Origin of the sequence: Collinsella aerofaciens (assembly GCF_028209625.1) — a bacterium.
Taxonomy (GTDB): domain Bacteria; phylum Actinomycetota; class Coriobacteriia; order Coriobacteriales; family Coriobacteriaceae; genus Collinsella; species Collinsella aerofaciens_AM.
This window is the reverse complement of sequence record NZ_JAQLDU010000014.1, coordinates 50,504-66,357: the sequence shown is the minus strand read 5'-3', so window position 1 is coordinate 66,357 and position 15,854 is coordinate 50,504. Positions and strand designations below refer to the sequence as shown.

The window sequence follows — 15,854 nt, the reverse complement described above, 5'->3', positions numbered from 1 at the left end:
CGGAGGAATTCCGGAATCAGTCCCTATGTGCGGCGTAGGCCGCTTATTAGCCCGTCCAAGAATTGGGGCGCAGTTCAATATGGGCTGTGGGGTTTTCCTTTACCCATCGAGTTTATTCACGCAACAAAATAGACTGCTCCGCATCTCTTCCTAAGAGAGATACGGAGCAGTCCCGCAATTACATCTAATAGCAGAAACGTCGATTAACGGCGGGCCGCCTTAACAAGCTCGGCAACCTTGGCGACGACCTCGTCGATCGCCACGTCCTCGCGCTCGCCCGTGGCACGGTCCTTGAGCTCAACGGTGCCATTCTTAAGGCCACGCTTGCCAAGCACCACCTGATACGGGAATCCCATAAGGTCGTTATCGGCAAACTTAAAGCCGGGACGCTCGTCACGGTCGTCGACGACGACCTCGATACCCTCGGCGCACAAGCCCTCGACGATTTGGTCGCAGACGGTTGCGCACTCCTCCTTCTTGGGATCGAGCGGAATCACAGCGACCTCGTACGGGGCAACGGAAACCGGCCAGACGATACCGTGCTCGTCGTTGTGCTGCTCCACGACGGCAGCAAGCGAGCGAGATACGCCCACGCCGTAGCAACCCATGATAAGCGGCTTCTCCTTGCCGTCCTCGTCCATAAAGGTGGCGCCCATGGCCTCGGAATACTTGGTACCCAGCTGGAAGACCTGCGAGACCTCGATGCCGCGAGCGGCAGAGAGCGGCTTGCCGCAGTGCGGGCAGGGATCGCCGGCAACGACGGTTACCAGGTCGGCCCACTCGTCGACGGTAAAGTCGCGCTCGGGGCAGGCACCGGTAAAGTGATAATCGACCTCGTTGGCACCGCAGGCCCACTGCTTGGACTCGCGCAGGCTCTCGTCGCACACCAGGCGAATGCCCTCGGGCAGGTTAACCGGTCCGATAAAGCCCTTATGCAGACCGTAGGTCTGGAGCTCCTCATCAGTCATCATGCGATAGCCCTTGCCAAAGACATGCTCGGCCTTGCAATCGTTGAGCTCGTGGTCGCCCGGAACAATGGCCACGACGGGCTTGCCCTCGGCGTCGATGAGTGCCAGAGACTTGCGCGTGCCGTTCTCGGGGAAGCCGAAGAACTTTGCAACGGCCTCGATGGTGCCCATGCCCGGAGTCTCGACCTTGGTAAGCGTACCGTCGCCAGGACCCTCGGTCACAACGACCTTGGTGCTTGCCGCCTCGTCATCAGCAGCAAAGCCGCAATCATCACAGTAGACCAGCGAAGCCTCGCCGGCCTCGGCCAGCGCCATGTACTCGACGGAGGTGTCGCCACCGATCTCGCCGGAATCGGCGACGACGGGCAGAGCCTTGATGTAGCAGCGCTCGCAGATATTGGCGTACGCCTGCTTCATCTTGTCGTACTCCTCCTGCAGGCTCTCCTGCGTGGCGGAGAAGCTGTAGGCGTCCTTCATGATGAACTCGCGACCGCGCATCAGGCCAAAGCGGGGACGGAACTCATCGCGGAACTTGTCCTGGATGTGATAGAGATTCACCGGCAGCTGCTTGTAGGAACGCAGTTCATTGCGCACCAAGGCGGTCACGGTCTCCTCGTGCGTGGGGCCCAGCACAAACTCGCGGCCGTGGCGGTCATCAAAGCGCACGAGCTCCTTGCCATAGGCATCGATACGGCCGGACTCGCGCCACAGCTCGGCATCGACCATGATGGGCATCATGAGCTCCTGGGCGCCGGCAGCGTCCATCTCGTCGCGCACGATGTTCTCGATCTTGCGAATCGAGCGCCACGCGAGCGGCAGATAGGAATAGAGACCGGCGGCCTCCTTGCGGATCATGCCGGCACGGAGCAGCAGGCGGTGACTGGCGAGCTCGGCGTCCGCCGGATCCTCTTTAAGCGTCGGCGCATAGAGCTTAGACATATACATTGCTCGGGTCATTTATTTCTCCTCAATAAGCTTGTCGACCTCGGCCATCAGCGCGTCGACAATTTGATCCTCAGCTACTTTACCAATGATCTGGCCATGCGAAAAGAGCAGGCCCTGACCACGTCCGCAGGCAACACCCAGGTCGGCGTCAGATGCCTCTCCGGGGCCGTTGACCGCACATCCCATCACGGCGATCGAAAGCGGCGCGGAATAGTTCTTAAGCCGCTCGGTGACCTCCTCGGCGATGGGAATAAGGTTAACCTGGCAGCGGGCGCACGTGGGGCACGAGACAATCTCGGGACCACGGCGACGCAGGCCCAGCGACTGTAGAATTCCCCAGGCGACCGGCGGCTCCTCAACCGGATCGGCCGTGAGCGACACACGCATGGTGTCGCCGATGCCTTCGGAAAGCAAGATACCCAAGCCTACAGAGCTCTTGATGGTGCCCTGAAGCTTGGTCCCCGCCTCCGTCACGCCCAGGTGGAGCGGAACATGCGGTATCTCGCGCGACAGGGCGCGATAGGTATCAAGCGTCGTCTGTACGCTATGGGCCTTGGCGGATAGCACGATGTTGGTAAACCCACGGTCCTCAAAGTGCCGCACAAAGCGTTCGCTCGACATCACGAGCTTTTCGGGCTGCGTGAGGTCGTCGCGCTCGGCAATATCTTGCTCAAGCGAGCCCGCGTTCACGCCAATGCGAATCGCGCAGCCCGCGGCACCCGCGGCATCGATGACAGCGTCAACCTTGGCCCAAACGCCGATATTGCCGGGGTTGATGCGCAGCTTAGAGGCACCAGCCTCGACAGCGCCAATGGCAAGCTTATGGTTAAAATGGATATCGGCGACGATTGGCACCGGAGACTCGGCACAAATCGTGCGAAAGCCCTCGAGCGCAGCCTCGGTAGGCACGCTCACGCGCACGATATCGCAGCCAGCCTGCGCCAACGCGCACACTTGCGCAAGCGTTGCCTGGGCATCAGCAGTATCGGTGCAGGTCATAGACTGAACCACGACCGGAGCGCCACCACCGATCTGCACGCCGCCCACATGCACGGGGCGCGTCAACTCGCGAGGCAAAGGATGGGATAAAGACAATCCAAACACTCCCCTACAGAATAAAACGAAGGATGTCGGAACGAAGCATATAGACAAACAGCAGTGCAAAGAGCGCGATGCCGACATAGCTGACGATTGTCTGCACTTTGAGCGGCAGCTCGCGGCCCGCAATCTTTTGAATGATCTCAATAAGCAGCTTGCCGCCATCGAGTGGTGGGATGGGCAGCAGGTTCATAAAGCCAAGCGAGAACGAAATGAGGGCGGCAAAGGAAAGGAACGTGGCAGGGCCGGCAGCAGCGGCCTGTGAGGACATAACGCTAATACCCACGATCGAAGAAGACTGATCGAGAATCTCCATCGTATGCTGCGGCTGGAGCAGGCGCAGCACGCCATCCGCTGTCTGCACGACATAGGAGAACGACAGGCGAGCCGACGTGATGGGGTCTAAACGGACCACCTGCGTAGAGGCATACACACCTAGGCGCTCGTCCTCTTTGAGCGCAACCGTGGTCGAATGCTGCTTGCCGTCACGCTCGTACTCGATGGCGATATCATCCTTACCGGCAGCCTTGCCGATGGCATCGTAGACATCCATCCAAGTGGAACATGAGACACCGTCAACCGAAAGGATCGCGTCACCGCCCTCGATACCCGCCTTGGCGGCAATAGACCCCTCGTCAACCTGACCGATCACGTTGGTATCCATCGGCACGGTGACACCCGCAATGGAATAGATGCTCATAAGGAGCAAAAAACCCGTCAAGATATTGACGATAATGCCCGCGAGCAGCATAAAGGCGCGCTTGAGAAAGCCTTGGCCAAGATAGGTGTGCGAGCGCTCTTGCGCAAGGAACTCGGCCTCGCCGCACGGCAGCTCCCACACATCGCCCTCGGCAGTCGCATGTTCGCGATCGAAACGGCGACCATCAAAGGTGGTATAGCCTGCCTTGTCTCGCGGCAACGTCTGATATTTGGTGGGATAGTAGCTCGGCGAGGGCTTCTCCCCTTCCTCATACCAGGGCGCGATGGAGCCCCAGCCCAGCAAAAGGGCGCATGCCTCGAGCACATCCTCCTCGGAAAGCTCGAGCTCGACAGCAAGGTCGGCCACGGTCACGCGACCATGACGATAGATAGCCGCGAGCACGCGGTCGGCGCACGAAACATCGGTCGGATCCATACCGCAGATGGCAGCGTAGCCACCCAGCAGCAGCGGGGTCACGCCAAACTTGGTTCCAATGCGACGCGACGTGTAATGGATGTCAAAGCGGCACGGCAGACCCAAAAAGAACTCGGTCACACGGACGCCGCAGGCACGCGCCGCCAAAAAGTGGCCGCCCTCGTGCAAAAACACGAGGACGGAAAGCATCAGCAGGCCCCAAAAGACCGATGAGAGAACGCTCAGAACAGTATCCATAAAACGAAAAAGCAATCCTTATGGGTTAGGAACGGGTTGCGGCGAGCACCTGCGCAGCCTTTTCACGCGCCCACGCATCGATGTCGCGAAGCTGCTCAAACGAATCGACCACCTGCATATCGTGGGCGTCCATGCAGGATTCCACAATGCGATCGATATCGGTAAAACTGCAGCCATCGTGCAGGAAGGCATCGACGGCGACCTCGTTGGCGGCATTGAGCACGCACGGCATGGTGCCACCCGTCTTGCCGGCACGCTCGGCCAGTGCCAGACAGCGGAAGGTATCCATGTCGGCAGCATCAAACGTGAGCTGCCCCAGCTCGCGGAAATCGATACGAGGCGCCGGAGTATCCCAACGCTCGGGATACGAGAACGCGAACTGGATGGGAATACGCATGTCGGATGCACCGAGATGCGCCATCACGGAGCCGTCGGCGAACTCGACCATAGAGTGAATCTTGGACTGACGCTGCACGACCACGTTAATGAAATCGAGGTCGCAGTTAAACAGATGCATGGCCTCAATGCGCTCCAGGCCCTTGTTCATGAGGGTGGCGGAGTCAATGGTGATCTTGGCACCCATGGCCCACGTGGGATGCGCGAGGGCATCGGCACGCGTCACGCGATCGAGCTCGTCGCGCGTGCGGCCAAAGAACGGACCGCCCGAGCAGGTGAGCCAAATGCAGTGGGCCTCGCGCGGGTTCTCCCCCAGATAGCACTGGTAGATGGCGGAATGCTCAGAGTCGACCGGAATAAGCTGGCCCGGTTGCGCCAACGGCATAAGCAAGTCGCCACCGACGACGAGGGACTCCTTGTTGGCAAGGGCAAGGCGCTTATTCGAGGTCAAGGCCGCATGGCTCGCCTCGAGACCGGCGGAGCCCACAATAGCGACGAGCACGCAGTCGACATCGTCGCGACGCGCGAGCTCGCAAACCGCCTGCGCGCCAACGCCGAGCTGTGTGCCCTCGGGCAACTCCTGCAGCACGGCGTCATCGCCATGAGCGACATCGGCAACGGCAACCGCCGGAACCGAGAACTCGCGGGCAGCGGCAACGAGCTCCGAGGTGCTGGAATTAACGGACAGCGCCGTCACCTGCAGGCGATCGGCATGCTGGCGGCACACATCGAGCGCCTGGGTGCCGATAGAGCCCGTACAACCCAGGATGGCAACGCGAAGGCGTCCATCGGGGCCATACGTCGTCTGGAAGGACATTACAGCACGCCTCCGATCATCAGCAACAGCTGTGCGGTGATGCAACCGAAGATAAGCGAATCGCTACGATCGAGCATTCCGCCGTGGCCCGGGATAAGGTTGCCGGAATCCTTGACGCCCACACCGCGCTTGATGCGCGACTCGATAAGGTCGCCGATAACGCCCAGAATGGACACGACCACGCCGCACAGCAGCGCATAGGGCAGGCTGAGCTTGTAGAAGTGCGTCGCCCACAGGATGAGCCAAATCAAAACCGAGCCCAAGATGCCGCCGGCAAACCCCTCCCAGCTCTTTTTGGGGGAGATCTTGGGAACCATCTTGTGCTTGCCGATACGGCTGCCCACGATGTAGGCAAACGAATCGGAGACCCAAAGGGACGCGCAAACGCCCACTGAAAGCAGGGCGCCGGCAAAACCGGGCACGGCATCGCGCAGCAGCACGATAGCCGACAGCATAAAGCCAGTGTAGATGGGACCCATGAGCGTCACGGCAACATCAGAGATGCGAGTGCGCGGAGACCAGACATACCAGATACCAACCGCAAGCATCAAAGCGAACAGCAGGGCGTTCAACAGCAGCGAATCGCCCAGTGCCGACAGCGGAAAGAGTACGGCGGCAGCGATACCCATGCGCTCGTTAGCCATCTTGCCATCGAGCCTTGTCATACGGAAAAACTCATAGCAGCACAGACCGCTCATGACAGAAACAAAGATGGCCGTGGGCACGATACCCAAAACCAGGCACAGGATAAAGACAACGGCGTAGACGATACCGGCGGCGGCACGGGTAATAAAGCCCGCCAGCCACGAACCGGTGCCGCTCTTCGCTGCAGGCGCTCCCGCAGTGGCAGCCTTGCGCGCAGGCGCCGCGGAAACTGGCGTCTTGGGAGCAGATGCCTTGGGACGATCGGACACGATTAAGCCTCCTCGGTCTTGCTCAGTCCACCAAACCTACGGTCACGGCCCTGATAGGCCAAAATGGCGTCGACAAGGCCCCAACGATCAAAGTCGGGCCAATAGGTATCGGTGACGTAGAATTCGGAATAAGCCACCTGCCACAGCAGATAGTTCGAAAGGCGCAGCTCACCAGAGGTGCGAATCACAAGTTCGGGATCGGGAAGACCGGCGGTATAGAGGTGGGAAGCCACCATGTCGTCATCAATTGCGGCAGGATCGATCTTACCGGCGGCAGCGTCGGATGCGATCTGACGGACAGCGCGGGTAATCTCGGCACGCGCGCCGTAGTTGACGGCAAGCGCCAGCGTCATACCGGTGTGATCGGCGCACTCGGCAAGACCGCGCTCAAAAACGTCGCGAGTCTTCTTGGGCAGCGCGGAAATGTCACCCAAAAAGACTACGCGCACATTTTCGCGCTTCAGAAGCGGCAGCTCGTCGATAAACGTCTTGGCAAACAGGTGCATCAGAACGTTGACTTCGTGCTGCGGTCGATTCCAGTTTTCGGTCGAAAATGCATAGGCCGAAAGCACGTCGACGCCCAGGCGCACGCAGGCGGTAATGATCTCGCGCAGCGAGACGATACCCGCCTTGTGGCCCTCGGTGCGTGCAAGACCGCGCGACGTGGCCCAACGACCGTTGCCGTCCATGATGCACGAGATATGGTGCGGAATGTTATTGAGGTCAAGGTCGGAAAAACCGACGCCCGCAGGGGCGTCGGCAAAGTACTCGACCAGTTTATGCTCGTCGTATTGCACCTTAGATCTCCATGACCTCGGCTTCTTTTTCCTTCAGAAGCTCCTCGACCTTGGCGACATACTCATCGGTATGCTTCTGGACCTTGGCCTGCTTGCGACGTACGTCGTCCTCGGTGAGCTCCTCATCGCGCTCGAGCTTGTTGTTGAAGTCGCGACGGATGTTACGGATAGACACCTTGGCCTGCTCGGCGTACTCGCGGCACTCCTTGACGAGCTCGCGACGGCGCTCCTCAGTGGGAGCCGGGAACGGAAGACGAACGACGGTGCCATCGGAGTTGGGGGTAATACCCAGATCGGAAGCGCCGATGGCCTTGACGATAGCATTGATGAGCGCCTTATCCCACGGCTCGATGAGCAGCATGTGAGCCTCGGGGGTCTTGACGGCGGCAACCTGCGTGACCGGCGTGGGGACACCGTAATAATCGACGGTGATGTCGGACAGAATGTTGGCGTTGGCACGACCGGTACGAACCTTGGAGAAGTTATGCTTGAGGGACTCGAGCGACTTGTCCATATGGGCGGTGATGTTCTCTGCCATGCTTAATCCTCCTGATAGACGAGCGTGCCGACGGGCTCACCCGCGAGCGCGCGCTTGACGGTGTCCTCGCCATCGATGTTGAGGACCAAAATAGGCATACGGTTATCCTGGCACAGGGCCGTAGCTGTGGAATCCATAACCTGCAGACCGCGAACGAGAACCTCGTGATAGGTAATCTTGTCAAAACGGACGGCATCGGCGCACTTGACGGGATCCTTGTCGTAGATGCCGTCAACCTTGGTGGCTTTAATCAGAATCTCGGCGCCGATCTCGCACGCACGAAGAGCCGCGGCGGTGTCGGTCGTAAAGTACGGATTGCCCGAACCGGCGGCAAAAATAACGACGTTGCCCTTGGAAAGGTGGTTGATGGCGCGACGGCGAATATAGGGCTCGCAGATCTCGTTCATCTGGATAGCGCTCATCACACGGCAGGGAACGTCGTTATGCTCGAAAGCATCCTGCAGGGCGAGCGCGTTCATAACGGTCGCGAGCATGCCCATGTAGTCGGCCTGAGCACGCTCCATGCCACCGGCAGCGCCTGCCATGCCGCGGAAAATATTGCCGCCGCCGACAACGACGCCGACCTCATGGCCAACGGCGAGCAGCTCCTTGACCTGCTTGGCAAGATGATCGGTAACCTTGGGGTCGATGCCATATTGGCCGTCGCCCATCAGCGCTTCGCCGGAAAGCTTAAGAAGCACTCGTTTATATCGGATGTCGGACAAAGCGATCCTCCTTTAATTAGACTCTCAATATGATATCAAAGGCTCTGATAAGAGCCATGAAAAAGCAGGCTGTGAGTAAAACCCACAGCCTGCTCATTACCAGCTACAAGAGCTTATTTACTCGCCACGGACCAGACGGTCAAAGGCAACGACGGTAATGGTGTCGCCGAGCTCCTTGGAGACCTGCTCAGCGTACTTCTTGATGGTGAGGGAGCTGTCCTTGATGAACTCCTGCTCGGTGAGCACGGACTGCTTGTAGAACTTCTCCAGACGGCCAACAGCCATCTTCTCTTGGATAGCCTCGGGCTTGCCGGACTCGGCAGCCTGGGCCATGTAGATCTGCTTCTCGTGCTCGACGGTCTCGGCCGGAACCTGATCGCGGGTAGCGCAGATCGGGGCGACGGCGGCAACCTGAAGGGCAACGTCGTGAGCGAAGGTCTTGAAGGACTCAGCCTGAGCGGTCTCGGCCTTCTCGAAGGCGAACTCGACGAGGACGCCGATCTTACCACCCATGTGGATGTAAGAAGCGAGCGCGCCGTTCTCGGCCTTGCGGGCAGCGAAGCGGGAGATCTTCATGTTCTCGCCCATGATGTGAATCATCTCGGTGAGCTCGGAGGAAACGGTCTCCTCGCCCATCGGCTTCTCGAGCAGAGCGTCGACGTCAGCAGGCTCGGTGGTAGCGACAACCTCAGCGACCTTAGAAGCAAAGCCGGTGAACTTGGCGTTGGAGCCAACGAAGTCGGTCTCGCAGGAGAGCTCGAGCAGAGCGCCGGTCTTGCCATCCTCGGAGACGAACGCGGCGACAGCGCCCTCGTTGGTCTCACGGCCAGCCTTCTTGGCAGCCTTGGCAAGGCCGTTCTTACGCAGAACGTCGACAGCGGCGTCCATGTCGCCGTCAGCCTCGACGAGAGCCTTCTTGCACTCCATCATCGGGGAGTCGGTCATCTCGCGGAGCTGCTTGACCATAGCGGCGGTAATCTGGGCCATTGTGGTTCCTTTCAAAGAGATGAAAAAGAATTAACTAAGACTGATTTACTCGGCCTTGGGCTCAGCGGCCATCTCGGCCTCGGAGACCTGCTCCTTACCGGAGCCAGCGAGGCAGGCGTCAGCCATGAGCTCGCACATAAGGGTGACAGCGGAGATAGCGTCATCGTTGCAGGGGATGCCGTACTCGACCTCGTCGGGATCGGAGTTGGTGTCGATCAGAGCGACGACGGGGATGTTCAGGCGCTGAGCCTCCTTGATGGCGTTCTCCTCGCGCTTAGTGTCGATGACGAAGAGAGCCTGGGGCAGACCCTTCATGTCGCGGGCGCCACCGAGGTTGGTCTGGAGCTTGGTGAGCTCCTTGCCGAGCACAGCCTGCTCCTTCTTGGGGAGCACTGCCATGCGGCCGTCCTCGACCATGGCCTCGAGCTCCTCCATGCGGTTGATGCGGGAGCGGATGGTGACGAAGTTGGTCAGCATACCGCCGAGCCAACGCTGGTTGATGTAGGGCATATTAGCGCGCTCAGCAGCGTTCTTGACGGCCTCCTGAGCCTGCTTCTTGGTGCCGACGAACAGCACGTTGCCACCCTTGGCGACGTTCTTGACGAAGGTGTAGGCCTGGTCGGCGTCGAGGATGGTCTGCTTGAGGTCGAGGATGTAGATGCCGTTGCGCTCACCGAAGATGAACGGCTTCATCTTGGGGTTCCAGCGACGGGTCTGGTGACCGAAGTGGCAGCCGGCCTCGAGCAGGGTGCGGATATTAATCTTGGTAGCCATGTTAAACCTCCTGTGGTTTGCCTCCGCGCGGGGTCATCCTCCAAAACCAACCCGGACATGTGCTACCAAAGCCCGGGCACCACGGTATGAAGTAGCCGCGCGTGCGTGATAAAAACATGTTGCCGTGAAGCAACCCGATGAATGATAGCAGGAATGCATCTTCGTGCCAACCCGCAATCAAAACCACACACCTGAGTGCGGCGCGGGACGTCCCAGCCACTATTCGCCTCGGGGATGGGCTTGAGCCACGGCACGTTTGAGCCGATCGGGCGTGAGGTGCGTGTAGATCTGCGTCGTGGACAGGCTCGCATGACCCAGCAGCTCTTGAACCGAGCGCAGGTCCGCACCGCCCTCGAGCAAGTCGGTCGCAAAGGTATGGCGCATCGCATGCGGGGCGATGTCGGCCGGAATGCCGGCGAGTGTCGCCAGAGTATGGAACCGCCGCCTGAGCATGGCGGCACTCATGCGATTACCGCGCGCCGATATAAGCAGCGGATGCGGCCCGGTAGTGGGGTCACGGCGCTTTGCCTGAGCGAGCAACTCCGGCCGCCCCTCCTCAATATAGAGACGCGTCGCCTCGAGCGCGCGACGATACAGAGGGACGATACGTTCTTTGCTCCCCTTGCCCCACAGGCGCAGCGTGCGTTCGGACCACACAATGGACTCCACATTGAGTGCTGCGAGCTCAGAGATACGGGCGCCCGAGGCATAGAGCAGCTCGAGCGTCGCCGCATCGCGCAGTCCCGCGGGTGTTGAGGTATCAGGCGTCTTGAGCAGCGCCTCCACCTGTTGGGTCGTCAGCACACCGGGTAGATCGCGCGGGAGCTTGGGCGAGGAAATTGCCGAGACCACATCGCCCTCCACGACCCCCTCGGCAGCCATCCACCGATAGAGCGAGCGAATGGCAGACAGGTGTGCCGCAAGCGTTCGGGAAGCCACCTGCTCACGCGAAAGTTCGGCAAGATAGCGACGAATGGTGCGCACGTCGGCAGCGAAAGCATCTATATCCTCACGCTCGCACCAGGCAGCAAAACGCTCCAGCCTCGAGCCATAGGCCGTCACCGTGTTGGGAGAAAGTCCCTCGACACGTGAGATATAGGCGATAAACGAGTCGACGGTGTCGTACAGGTCAAAGGCTATGACCGGTCGCCTCCAAACAAATCGGGGCGAGTGGCCAGATAGGCATCAAGGGCCTCGAGCGCACGGTCCGCATAGGCCTGGTAGCGGTCGCGCTTGCTGCAGCGCTTACCATCCTCGAGTGGCGGCACCAGGCCAAAGTTGACATGCATAGGCTGATAGCCCACGGTGGCAGGATCGGTCGCATAGCCCACGAGCGCACCCAGGGCGCCCACACGCGGCAGCTCGACGCCCGCGGCCCCGATAGCCTCGGCATAGGTGTTGAGCGCCGCGAGCAGACCCGTCGCCACGGCTTCCATGTACCCCTCGGTGCCGGTGATCTGACCGGCCAGGCGCACGCCGGTGCCGGGCACGGCAAAGGTGCCATCGAGCACGTGCGGGGCGTCGACAAAGGTATTACGGTGCATGACACCGTAGCGGAAGAACTCAGCGTTCTCCAGGCCCGGCACCATATGGAAGACGCGCTTCTGCTCGCCAAAGGTCAAGTTGGTCTGGAAGCCCACCAGGTTATAGGCGGTCTTCTCCTTATTCTCGGCACGCAGCTGAATCGCCGCCCAGGGACGACGACCGGTTCGCGGATCGGTGAGGCCGACAGGCTTCATGGCGCCAAAGCGAATGGCGTCCTTGCCGGTGCGCGCAACTTCCTCGGCAGGCTGGCAGGCCTGGAACAGATCGCCGCCCTCAAAGTCCTTGAGCACCACGCGGTCGGCCGTGGTAAGCGCCTCGATAAAGGCCTCGTACTCCTCCTTATTGAGCGGAGCGTTGAGATAGTCGCCGCTCCCCTGCTCCTCGTAGCGCGACTGCGAGAACAGCACGTCCATATCGAGCGTGGAGGCATCGACGATCGGCGCCGCGGCATCGAAGAACGCAAGGGCGTCGCCACCGACGAGCTTCATGACCTCTTCGCTCAGCGCCGGCGAGCACAAGGGGCCGGCGGCAATGACCACGTGACCTTCGGGAATCTGCGTGACCTCGCCGTGAATGATCTCGATATTGGGACGGGCGGCAACCTCGGCCTCGACAAGCTCGGAAAACTTGACGCGGTCGACCGCCAGGGCACCACCGGCGGGAACAGCCGCACGATGGGCGCAATCGAGCAGGACTGAACCCATGCGCTCAAGCTCGGCCTTCAGCAATCCAGCCGCGGAATCCGGACGGGTCGACTTAAACGAATTGGAACAGACGAGCTCTGCCAGGTGATCGGTATGGTGGGCCGGGGAGCTAACCTGGGGGCGCATCTCGCACAGCCTTACGGCGAACCCGCGATCTGCCAGCTGAATCGCGCACTCCGAACCCGCCAGACCGCCACCGATAACCGTCACCTGATCAAACAGCATCTGCAAACACCTTTCTAATTGACATGTTTTCCATTGTGACCGAAGGGTGTCTGAGCGTGAAGGGCAAACTTGGAGGGCGCATACCTTCCATCCATCATGCGCTCGATAAGACCCTCGAGCTCAAGCGAACCCAGGAGTTTGAGTACGCCGACGGCATCGAGCGAGACGAGCGCCGCGATGTCGTCGACCTTGAGCGGAGAGGCGATGAGCGCATGCATCACGGTCTGCTGTGTTTGATCCAGGTCGGCAATGCCGGGAGCATCGGGGCGCGAGTAGCGCAGGGTGCCGTAGATGCGTGAAATAGCCATCTCGATAGATTCCTCGTCGATGATGCAGCAGGCACCGTTCGCAATGAGGTAATTCGTGCCACGCGACTCGGGCGATAGGATCGACCCTGGCACGGCAAGAAGTTCTCGCCCCAAATCCATAGCAGCCTCGGCTGTAGAAAACGTCCCGGAAGGCATACCCGCCTCGGATACAAAGAGGGCTTGCGACAGGGCCGCGATTACGCGATTGCGGCGCGGAAAGGCAAACTTGCGCGGACCCATGCCCCACGGAGAGATCGACACGACCGCGCCACCCGTATCGAGCGTGCGCGTAATAAGCCCCGCGCTCGAACGCGGGTAGACCACGTCGGCGCCCGTCCCCAGCACCACGACGTGTTTGCCGCCGGCATTGACCGCAGCCCAACCCGAGGCCTGGTCACAACCGACCGCGCCGCCCGAAACTACCGTCACGCCCGCCTCGACCGCAACCTTTGCCGCAAGCTCTGCCACGGCAAGACCATACGGAGAGGCCTTGCGCGCGCCGATGATGGAGAGCGCGGGCGTCGAAAGCACCTCGGGGTTGCCGCGCACATAGAGTGTCTGGGGTACATCAGAAAGCTCCAAAACGGTCTCGGGATACAACGCGTCACCTGGATGCAGCTCGTAGGTCCCCTCGGCCATCATTGGTCCCTCCTTCCCTGGTACATCGCCGCCTCGAGCACGTGGTCCTGCGTCACTTGCTCGCTCTCGGCGACGTCGGCGATGGTACGCGCGATACGCACCAGGCGCACGATGCCGCGGCCCGTGAGATGCGTGCGCTTCGACAGGCCGAGCACACACTTCTCCGCCGCATCATCGAGCTCAAAGGTCGAAACGACGCCGTCAATGGACCGTGTCTCGTCATCCTCGGCCTCGGCATCAGCATCGTCCATACGGGATTCGCGCCAAGCGCGAAAAGCGCGACCGCGCACAACGTAGTCACGTAACTCAGCTGACGACATACCCTCCGCGCCCTCGATAATCACCTGAGGGTCGGGACGGGTCACATCGATCATCATGTCGATACGGTCGGCCAAAGGACCGCGCAGTTTAGACCGATAGCGCTCGACCATCGCCGCCGAGCAGCGACACGGTACCTCACGATCGCCCAAAAAGCCGCAGGGGCAGGGATTGCTCGCAGCCAGCAGCTGAAAGCGCGACGGGAAGGTAAAAGCCCCGTCGACGCGTACGATCCTGACGTAGCCGCGTTCGATGGGCTGACGCAGCGTCTGCAGCACACCCGTGGGAAACTCAGCAAGCTCGTCCAAAAAGAGCACGCCGCCATGAGCAAGGCTGATCTCACCCGGGTGCACCGGGCGCCCACCGCCGATAAGACCTGCGGTCGAAATACTGTGATGGGGACTGCGGAAGGGCCGGTGCCCTGCCAACAAGCCATCAATGTTCTCACCCAAAACCGAATGGATGCACAGCGCCTCCTGTTGATCCTCAACGGAAAGCTCGGGCAGGATGCCGGTCATACGACGCGCGAGCATCGTCTTGCCCGATCCCGGGGACCCGATCATAAGCAAACCGAGCTCACCCGCTGCCGCCAGCGCCATGCCGCGCTTGGCGACCTCCTGACCCAGTACGTCGGCATAGTCGAGTTCGGGCTCAAAGGTCGCCTCGAGCACTTCAGAATCCAAGTAGTGCCGCGCGGCATCGCCCATGCCATGGGCAAGCTGAGACAAATGATCGATAAATCCGCAATCCACGCCCGCAAGCGGCACATGCTGATCGGACCTGCCGGCGATAAAGGACAGCCCCATATCACGCGCCAATAGCTGAAACGCCACCTCGCCCTTGACGGGAAGCACCGTACCGTCCAAGCCGAGCTCGCCGGCGATAAGGCAGCGATCGAGGTTGTCACGGGGAATCTGCCCATCGGCCGCCAGAACCGCGATGGCGATGGGCAGATCAAAGCCGCTACCGGTCTTGCGAATATCGCCAGGCGCCAGATTGACCGTAATGCCCGAGCGCGGGATTTCGAACCCGGCGGAGCGCATCGCGCAGCGAATACGACCGCGTGACTCCATCACCTCCATACTCGGAATGCCGAGCATCTGAATGCCCGGAACGCCGCCGGCAAGCGAGACCTCGACCGTGACGTGAATCGCCTCGACGCCACGGATGCAGGCCGCGTGAACGGCAAACGTCTCGAACGCCATCACGACACCTGCCAATCGAACGCGTTGTACTGATGCTCGATCTCAGCGATATGCCCGCCGCGAATGGTGACACCCACGGCATCGAAGCGAATCGCCTTGAGCGGATAATGTTCCATGAGATAGCAACTTGCGATGCGGCGGTAGCGGCGTTGCTTTTGGGCGTCCACGGCCTCCTCGGGAAAGACCCGCGTGCTGCAATCCAGTGCGACGCGTCTGGTCTTGACCTCGGCCATCACCACGACATCGTCGAGCTCATCGAGCAGCACCAGATCGGCCTCGCCCTCGGTGCAACGATAACCCTGCTCCAGCAAGGTGTAGCCGCGCTCGTTAAAGTAGTCGATGGTGATCAGCTCGCCCAGCATGCCCAGCTCGCGGGGACTGAGCCCCTTGATAAACTCGGGCGTCATCGCCCCGCAGTCGAGCTCGCCGTTTTCCCAACGCTCCTTGAGCTGCTGCGTCTTGCTCTTTTTGCTTGCGGCACTCATGGGGTCTCCTTTCCCGCACGCTGCATTGCCCCGATGATGAGGGCACCTTTCATGCGGGTAAGTACCGGAAGCAAACCAAAAGCTGACCAAATGC

At 60.6% G+C, this 15,854-nt stretch carries 15 protein-coding genes; all 15 read right to left on the bottom strand.

Annotated features, from left to right (window positions below):
* Positions 1 to 203 precede the first annotated feature (203 nt).
* The 15 genes from PMW70_RS07925 to PMW70_RS07855 all read right to left on the bottom strand — a co-directional run bounded on the left by PMW70_RS07925 (position 204) and on the right by PMW70_RS07855 (position 15,760).
* Complete coding sequence (locus PMW70_RS07925) at positions 204 to 1,925, bottom strand: proline--tRNA ligase (protein WP_271744504.1); 1,722 nt, start codon at positions 1,923 to 1,925, stop codon at positions 204 to 206.
* On the bottom strand, positions 1,926 to 3,008 hold the full coding sequence (ispG, locus tag PMW70_RS07920; RefSeq protein WP_271744502.1) for a flavodoxin-dependent (E)-4-hydroxy-3-methylbut-2-enyl-diphosphate synthase: 1,083 nt from the start codon (positions 3,006 to 3,008) through the stop codon (positions 1,926 to 1,928).
* A gap of 13 nt (positions 3,009 to 3,021) precedes the next feature.
* Entirely contained in the window at positions 3,022 to 4,383 is a 1,362-nt protein-coding gene (locus PMW70_RS07915) for a M50 family metallopeptidase (protein WP_271744500.1), read from the bottom strand.
* A gap of 25 nt (positions 4,384 to 4,408) precedes the next feature.
* Positions 4,409 to 5,596 (bottom strand): 1-deoxy-D-xylulose-5-phosphate reductoisomerase, encoded by a 1,188-nt coding sequence (gene dxr / locus PMW70_RS07910; protein WP_271744498.1) that lies wholly within the window; start codon positions 5,594 to 5,596, stop codon positions 4,409 to 4,411.
* Positions 5,596 to 6,510: a phosphatidate cytidylyltransferase gene (locus PMW70_RS07905; protein WP_271744496.1), complete on the bottom strand. Its 915-nt coding sequence runs from the start codon at positions 6,508 to 6,510 to the stop codon at positions 5,596 to 5,598. The genes dxr and PMW70_RS07905 overlap by 1 nt, the downstream gene beginning before the upstream one ends.
* A gap of 2 nt (positions 6,511 to 6,512) precedes the next feature.
* On the bottom strand, positions 6,513 to 7,307 hold the full coding sequence (locus tag PMW70_RS07900; protein WP_117637242.1) for an isoprenyl transferase: 795 nt from the start codon (positions 7,305 to 7,307) through the stop codon (positions 6,513 to 6,515).
* Between the two features lies 1 nt (position 7,308).
* The gene (frr, locus tag PMW70_RS07895; RefSeq protein ID WP_271744493.1) at positions 7,309 to 7,845 is read right to left on the bottom strand and encodes a ribosome recycling factor; all 537 of its coding nucleotides are present in this window, start codon (positions 7,843 to 7,845) and stop codon (positions 7,309 to 7,311) included.
* Between the two features lie 2 nt (positions 7,846 to 7,847).
* Complete coding sequence (gene pyrH / locus PMW70_RS07890; RefSeq protein WP_040359955.1) at positions 7,848 to 8,570, bottom strand: UMP kinase; 723 nt, start codon at positions 8,568 to 8,570, stop codon at positions 7,848 to 7,850.
* A 117-nt stretch (positions 8,571 to 8,687) separates the two neighbouring features.
* Positions 8,688 to 9,557, bottom strand: coding sequence for a translation elongation factor Ts (tsf, locus tag PMW70_RS07885; protein WP_022094736.1), 870 nt, complete (start codon positions 9,555 to 9,557; stop codon positions 8,688 to 8,690).
* Between the two features lie 45 nt (positions 9,558 to 9,602).
* Positions 9,603 to 10,331 (bottom strand): 30S ribosomal protein S2, encoded by a 729-nt coding sequence (rpsB, locus tag PMW70_RS07880; protein ID WP_006236109.1) that lies wholly within the window; start codon positions 10,329 to 10,331, stop codon positions 9,603 to 9,605.
* A 219-nt stretch (positions 10,332 to 10,550) separates the two neighbouring features.
* Positions 10,551 to 11,459 carry a tyrosine recombinase gene (locus tag PMW70_RS07875; protein ID WP_334203915.1) on the bottom strand — a complete coding sequence of 303 codons (909 nt, stop codon included), beginning with the start codon at positions 11,457 to 11,459 and terminating at the stop codon, positions 10,551 to 10,553.
* Between the two features lie 8 nt (positions 11,460 to 11,467).
* Positions 11,468 to 12,805, bottom strand: a complete 1,338-nt coding sequence (gene trmFO, locus PMW70_RS07870; protein ID WP_271744491.1) for a methylenetetrahydrofolate--tRNA-(uracil(54)-C(5))-methyltransferase (FADH(2)-oxidizing) TrmFO — start codon at positions 12,803 to 12,805, stop codon at positions 11,468 to 11,470.
* A gap of 14 nt (positions 12,806 to 12,819) precedes the next feature.
* Positions 12,820 to 13,752 (bottom strand): DNA-processing protein DprA, encoded by a 933-nt coding sequence (locus PMW70_RS07865; RefSeq protein WP_271744488.1) that lies wholly within the window; start codon positions 13,750 to 13,752, stop codon positions 12,820 to 12,822.
* Positions 13,752 to 15,275 carry a YifB family Mg chelatase-like AAA ATPase gene (locus PMW70_RS07860; RefSeq protein ID WP_117766659.1) on the bottom strand — a complete coding sequence of 508 codons (1,524 nt, stop codon included), beginning with the start codon at positions 15,273 to 15,275 and terminating at the stop codon, positions 13,752 to 13,754. The genes PMW70_RS07865 and PMW70_RS07860 overlap by 1 nt, the downstream gene beginning before the upstream one ends.
* On the bottom strand, positions 15,275 to 15,760 hold the full coding sequence (locus PMW70_RS07855; RefSeq protein WP_035138570.1) for a YraN family protein: 486 nt from the start codon (positions 15,758 to 15,760) through the stop codon (positions 15,275 to 15,277). The genes PMW70_RS07860 and PMW70_RS07855 overlap by 1 nt, the downstream gene beginning before the upstream one ends.
* Positions 15,761 to 15,854: the final 94 nt, after the last annotated feature.

Coding starts and splice junctions, on each gene's coding strand:
- PMW70_RS07925 (WP_271744504.1), bottom strand. CDS start 1,925: ATGACCCGAGCAATGTATATGTCTAAGCTCTATGCGCCGACGCTTAAA.
- PMW70_RS07915 (WP_271744500.1), bottom strand. CDS start 4,383: ATGGATACTGTTCTGAGCGTTCTCTCATCGGTCTTTTGGGGCCTGCTG.
- dxr (WP_271744498.1), bottom strand. CDS start 5,596: ATGTCCTTCCAGACGACGTATGGCCCCGATGGACGCCTTCGCGTTGCC.
- frr (WP_271744493.1), bottom strand. CDS start 7,845: ATGGCAGAGAACATCACCGCCCATATGGACAAGTCGCTCGAGTCCCTC.
- tsf (WP_022094736.1), bottom strand. CDS start 9,557: ATGGCCCAGATTACCGCCGCTATGGTCAAGCAGCTCCGCGAGATGACC.
- rpsB (WP_006236109.1), bottom strand. CDS start 10,331: ATGGCTACCAAGATTAATATCCGCACCCTGCTCGAGGCCGGCTGCCAC.
- trmFO (WP_271744491.1), bottom strand. CDS start 12,805: ATGCTGTTTGATCAGGTGACGGTTATCGGTGGCGGTCTGGCGGGTTCG.
- PMW70_RS07865 (WP_271744488.1), bottom strand. CDS start 13,752: ATGGCCGAGGGGACCTACGAGCTGCATCCAGGTGACGCGTTGTATCCC.
- PMW70_RS07860 (WP_117766659.1), bottom strand. CDS start 15,275: ATGGCGTTCGAGACGTTTGCCGTTCACGCGGCCTGCATCCGTGGCGTC.
- PMW70_RS07855 (WP_035138570.1), bottom strand. CDS start 15,760: ATGAGTGCCGCAAGCAAAAAGAGCAAGACGCAGCAGCTCAAGGAGCGT.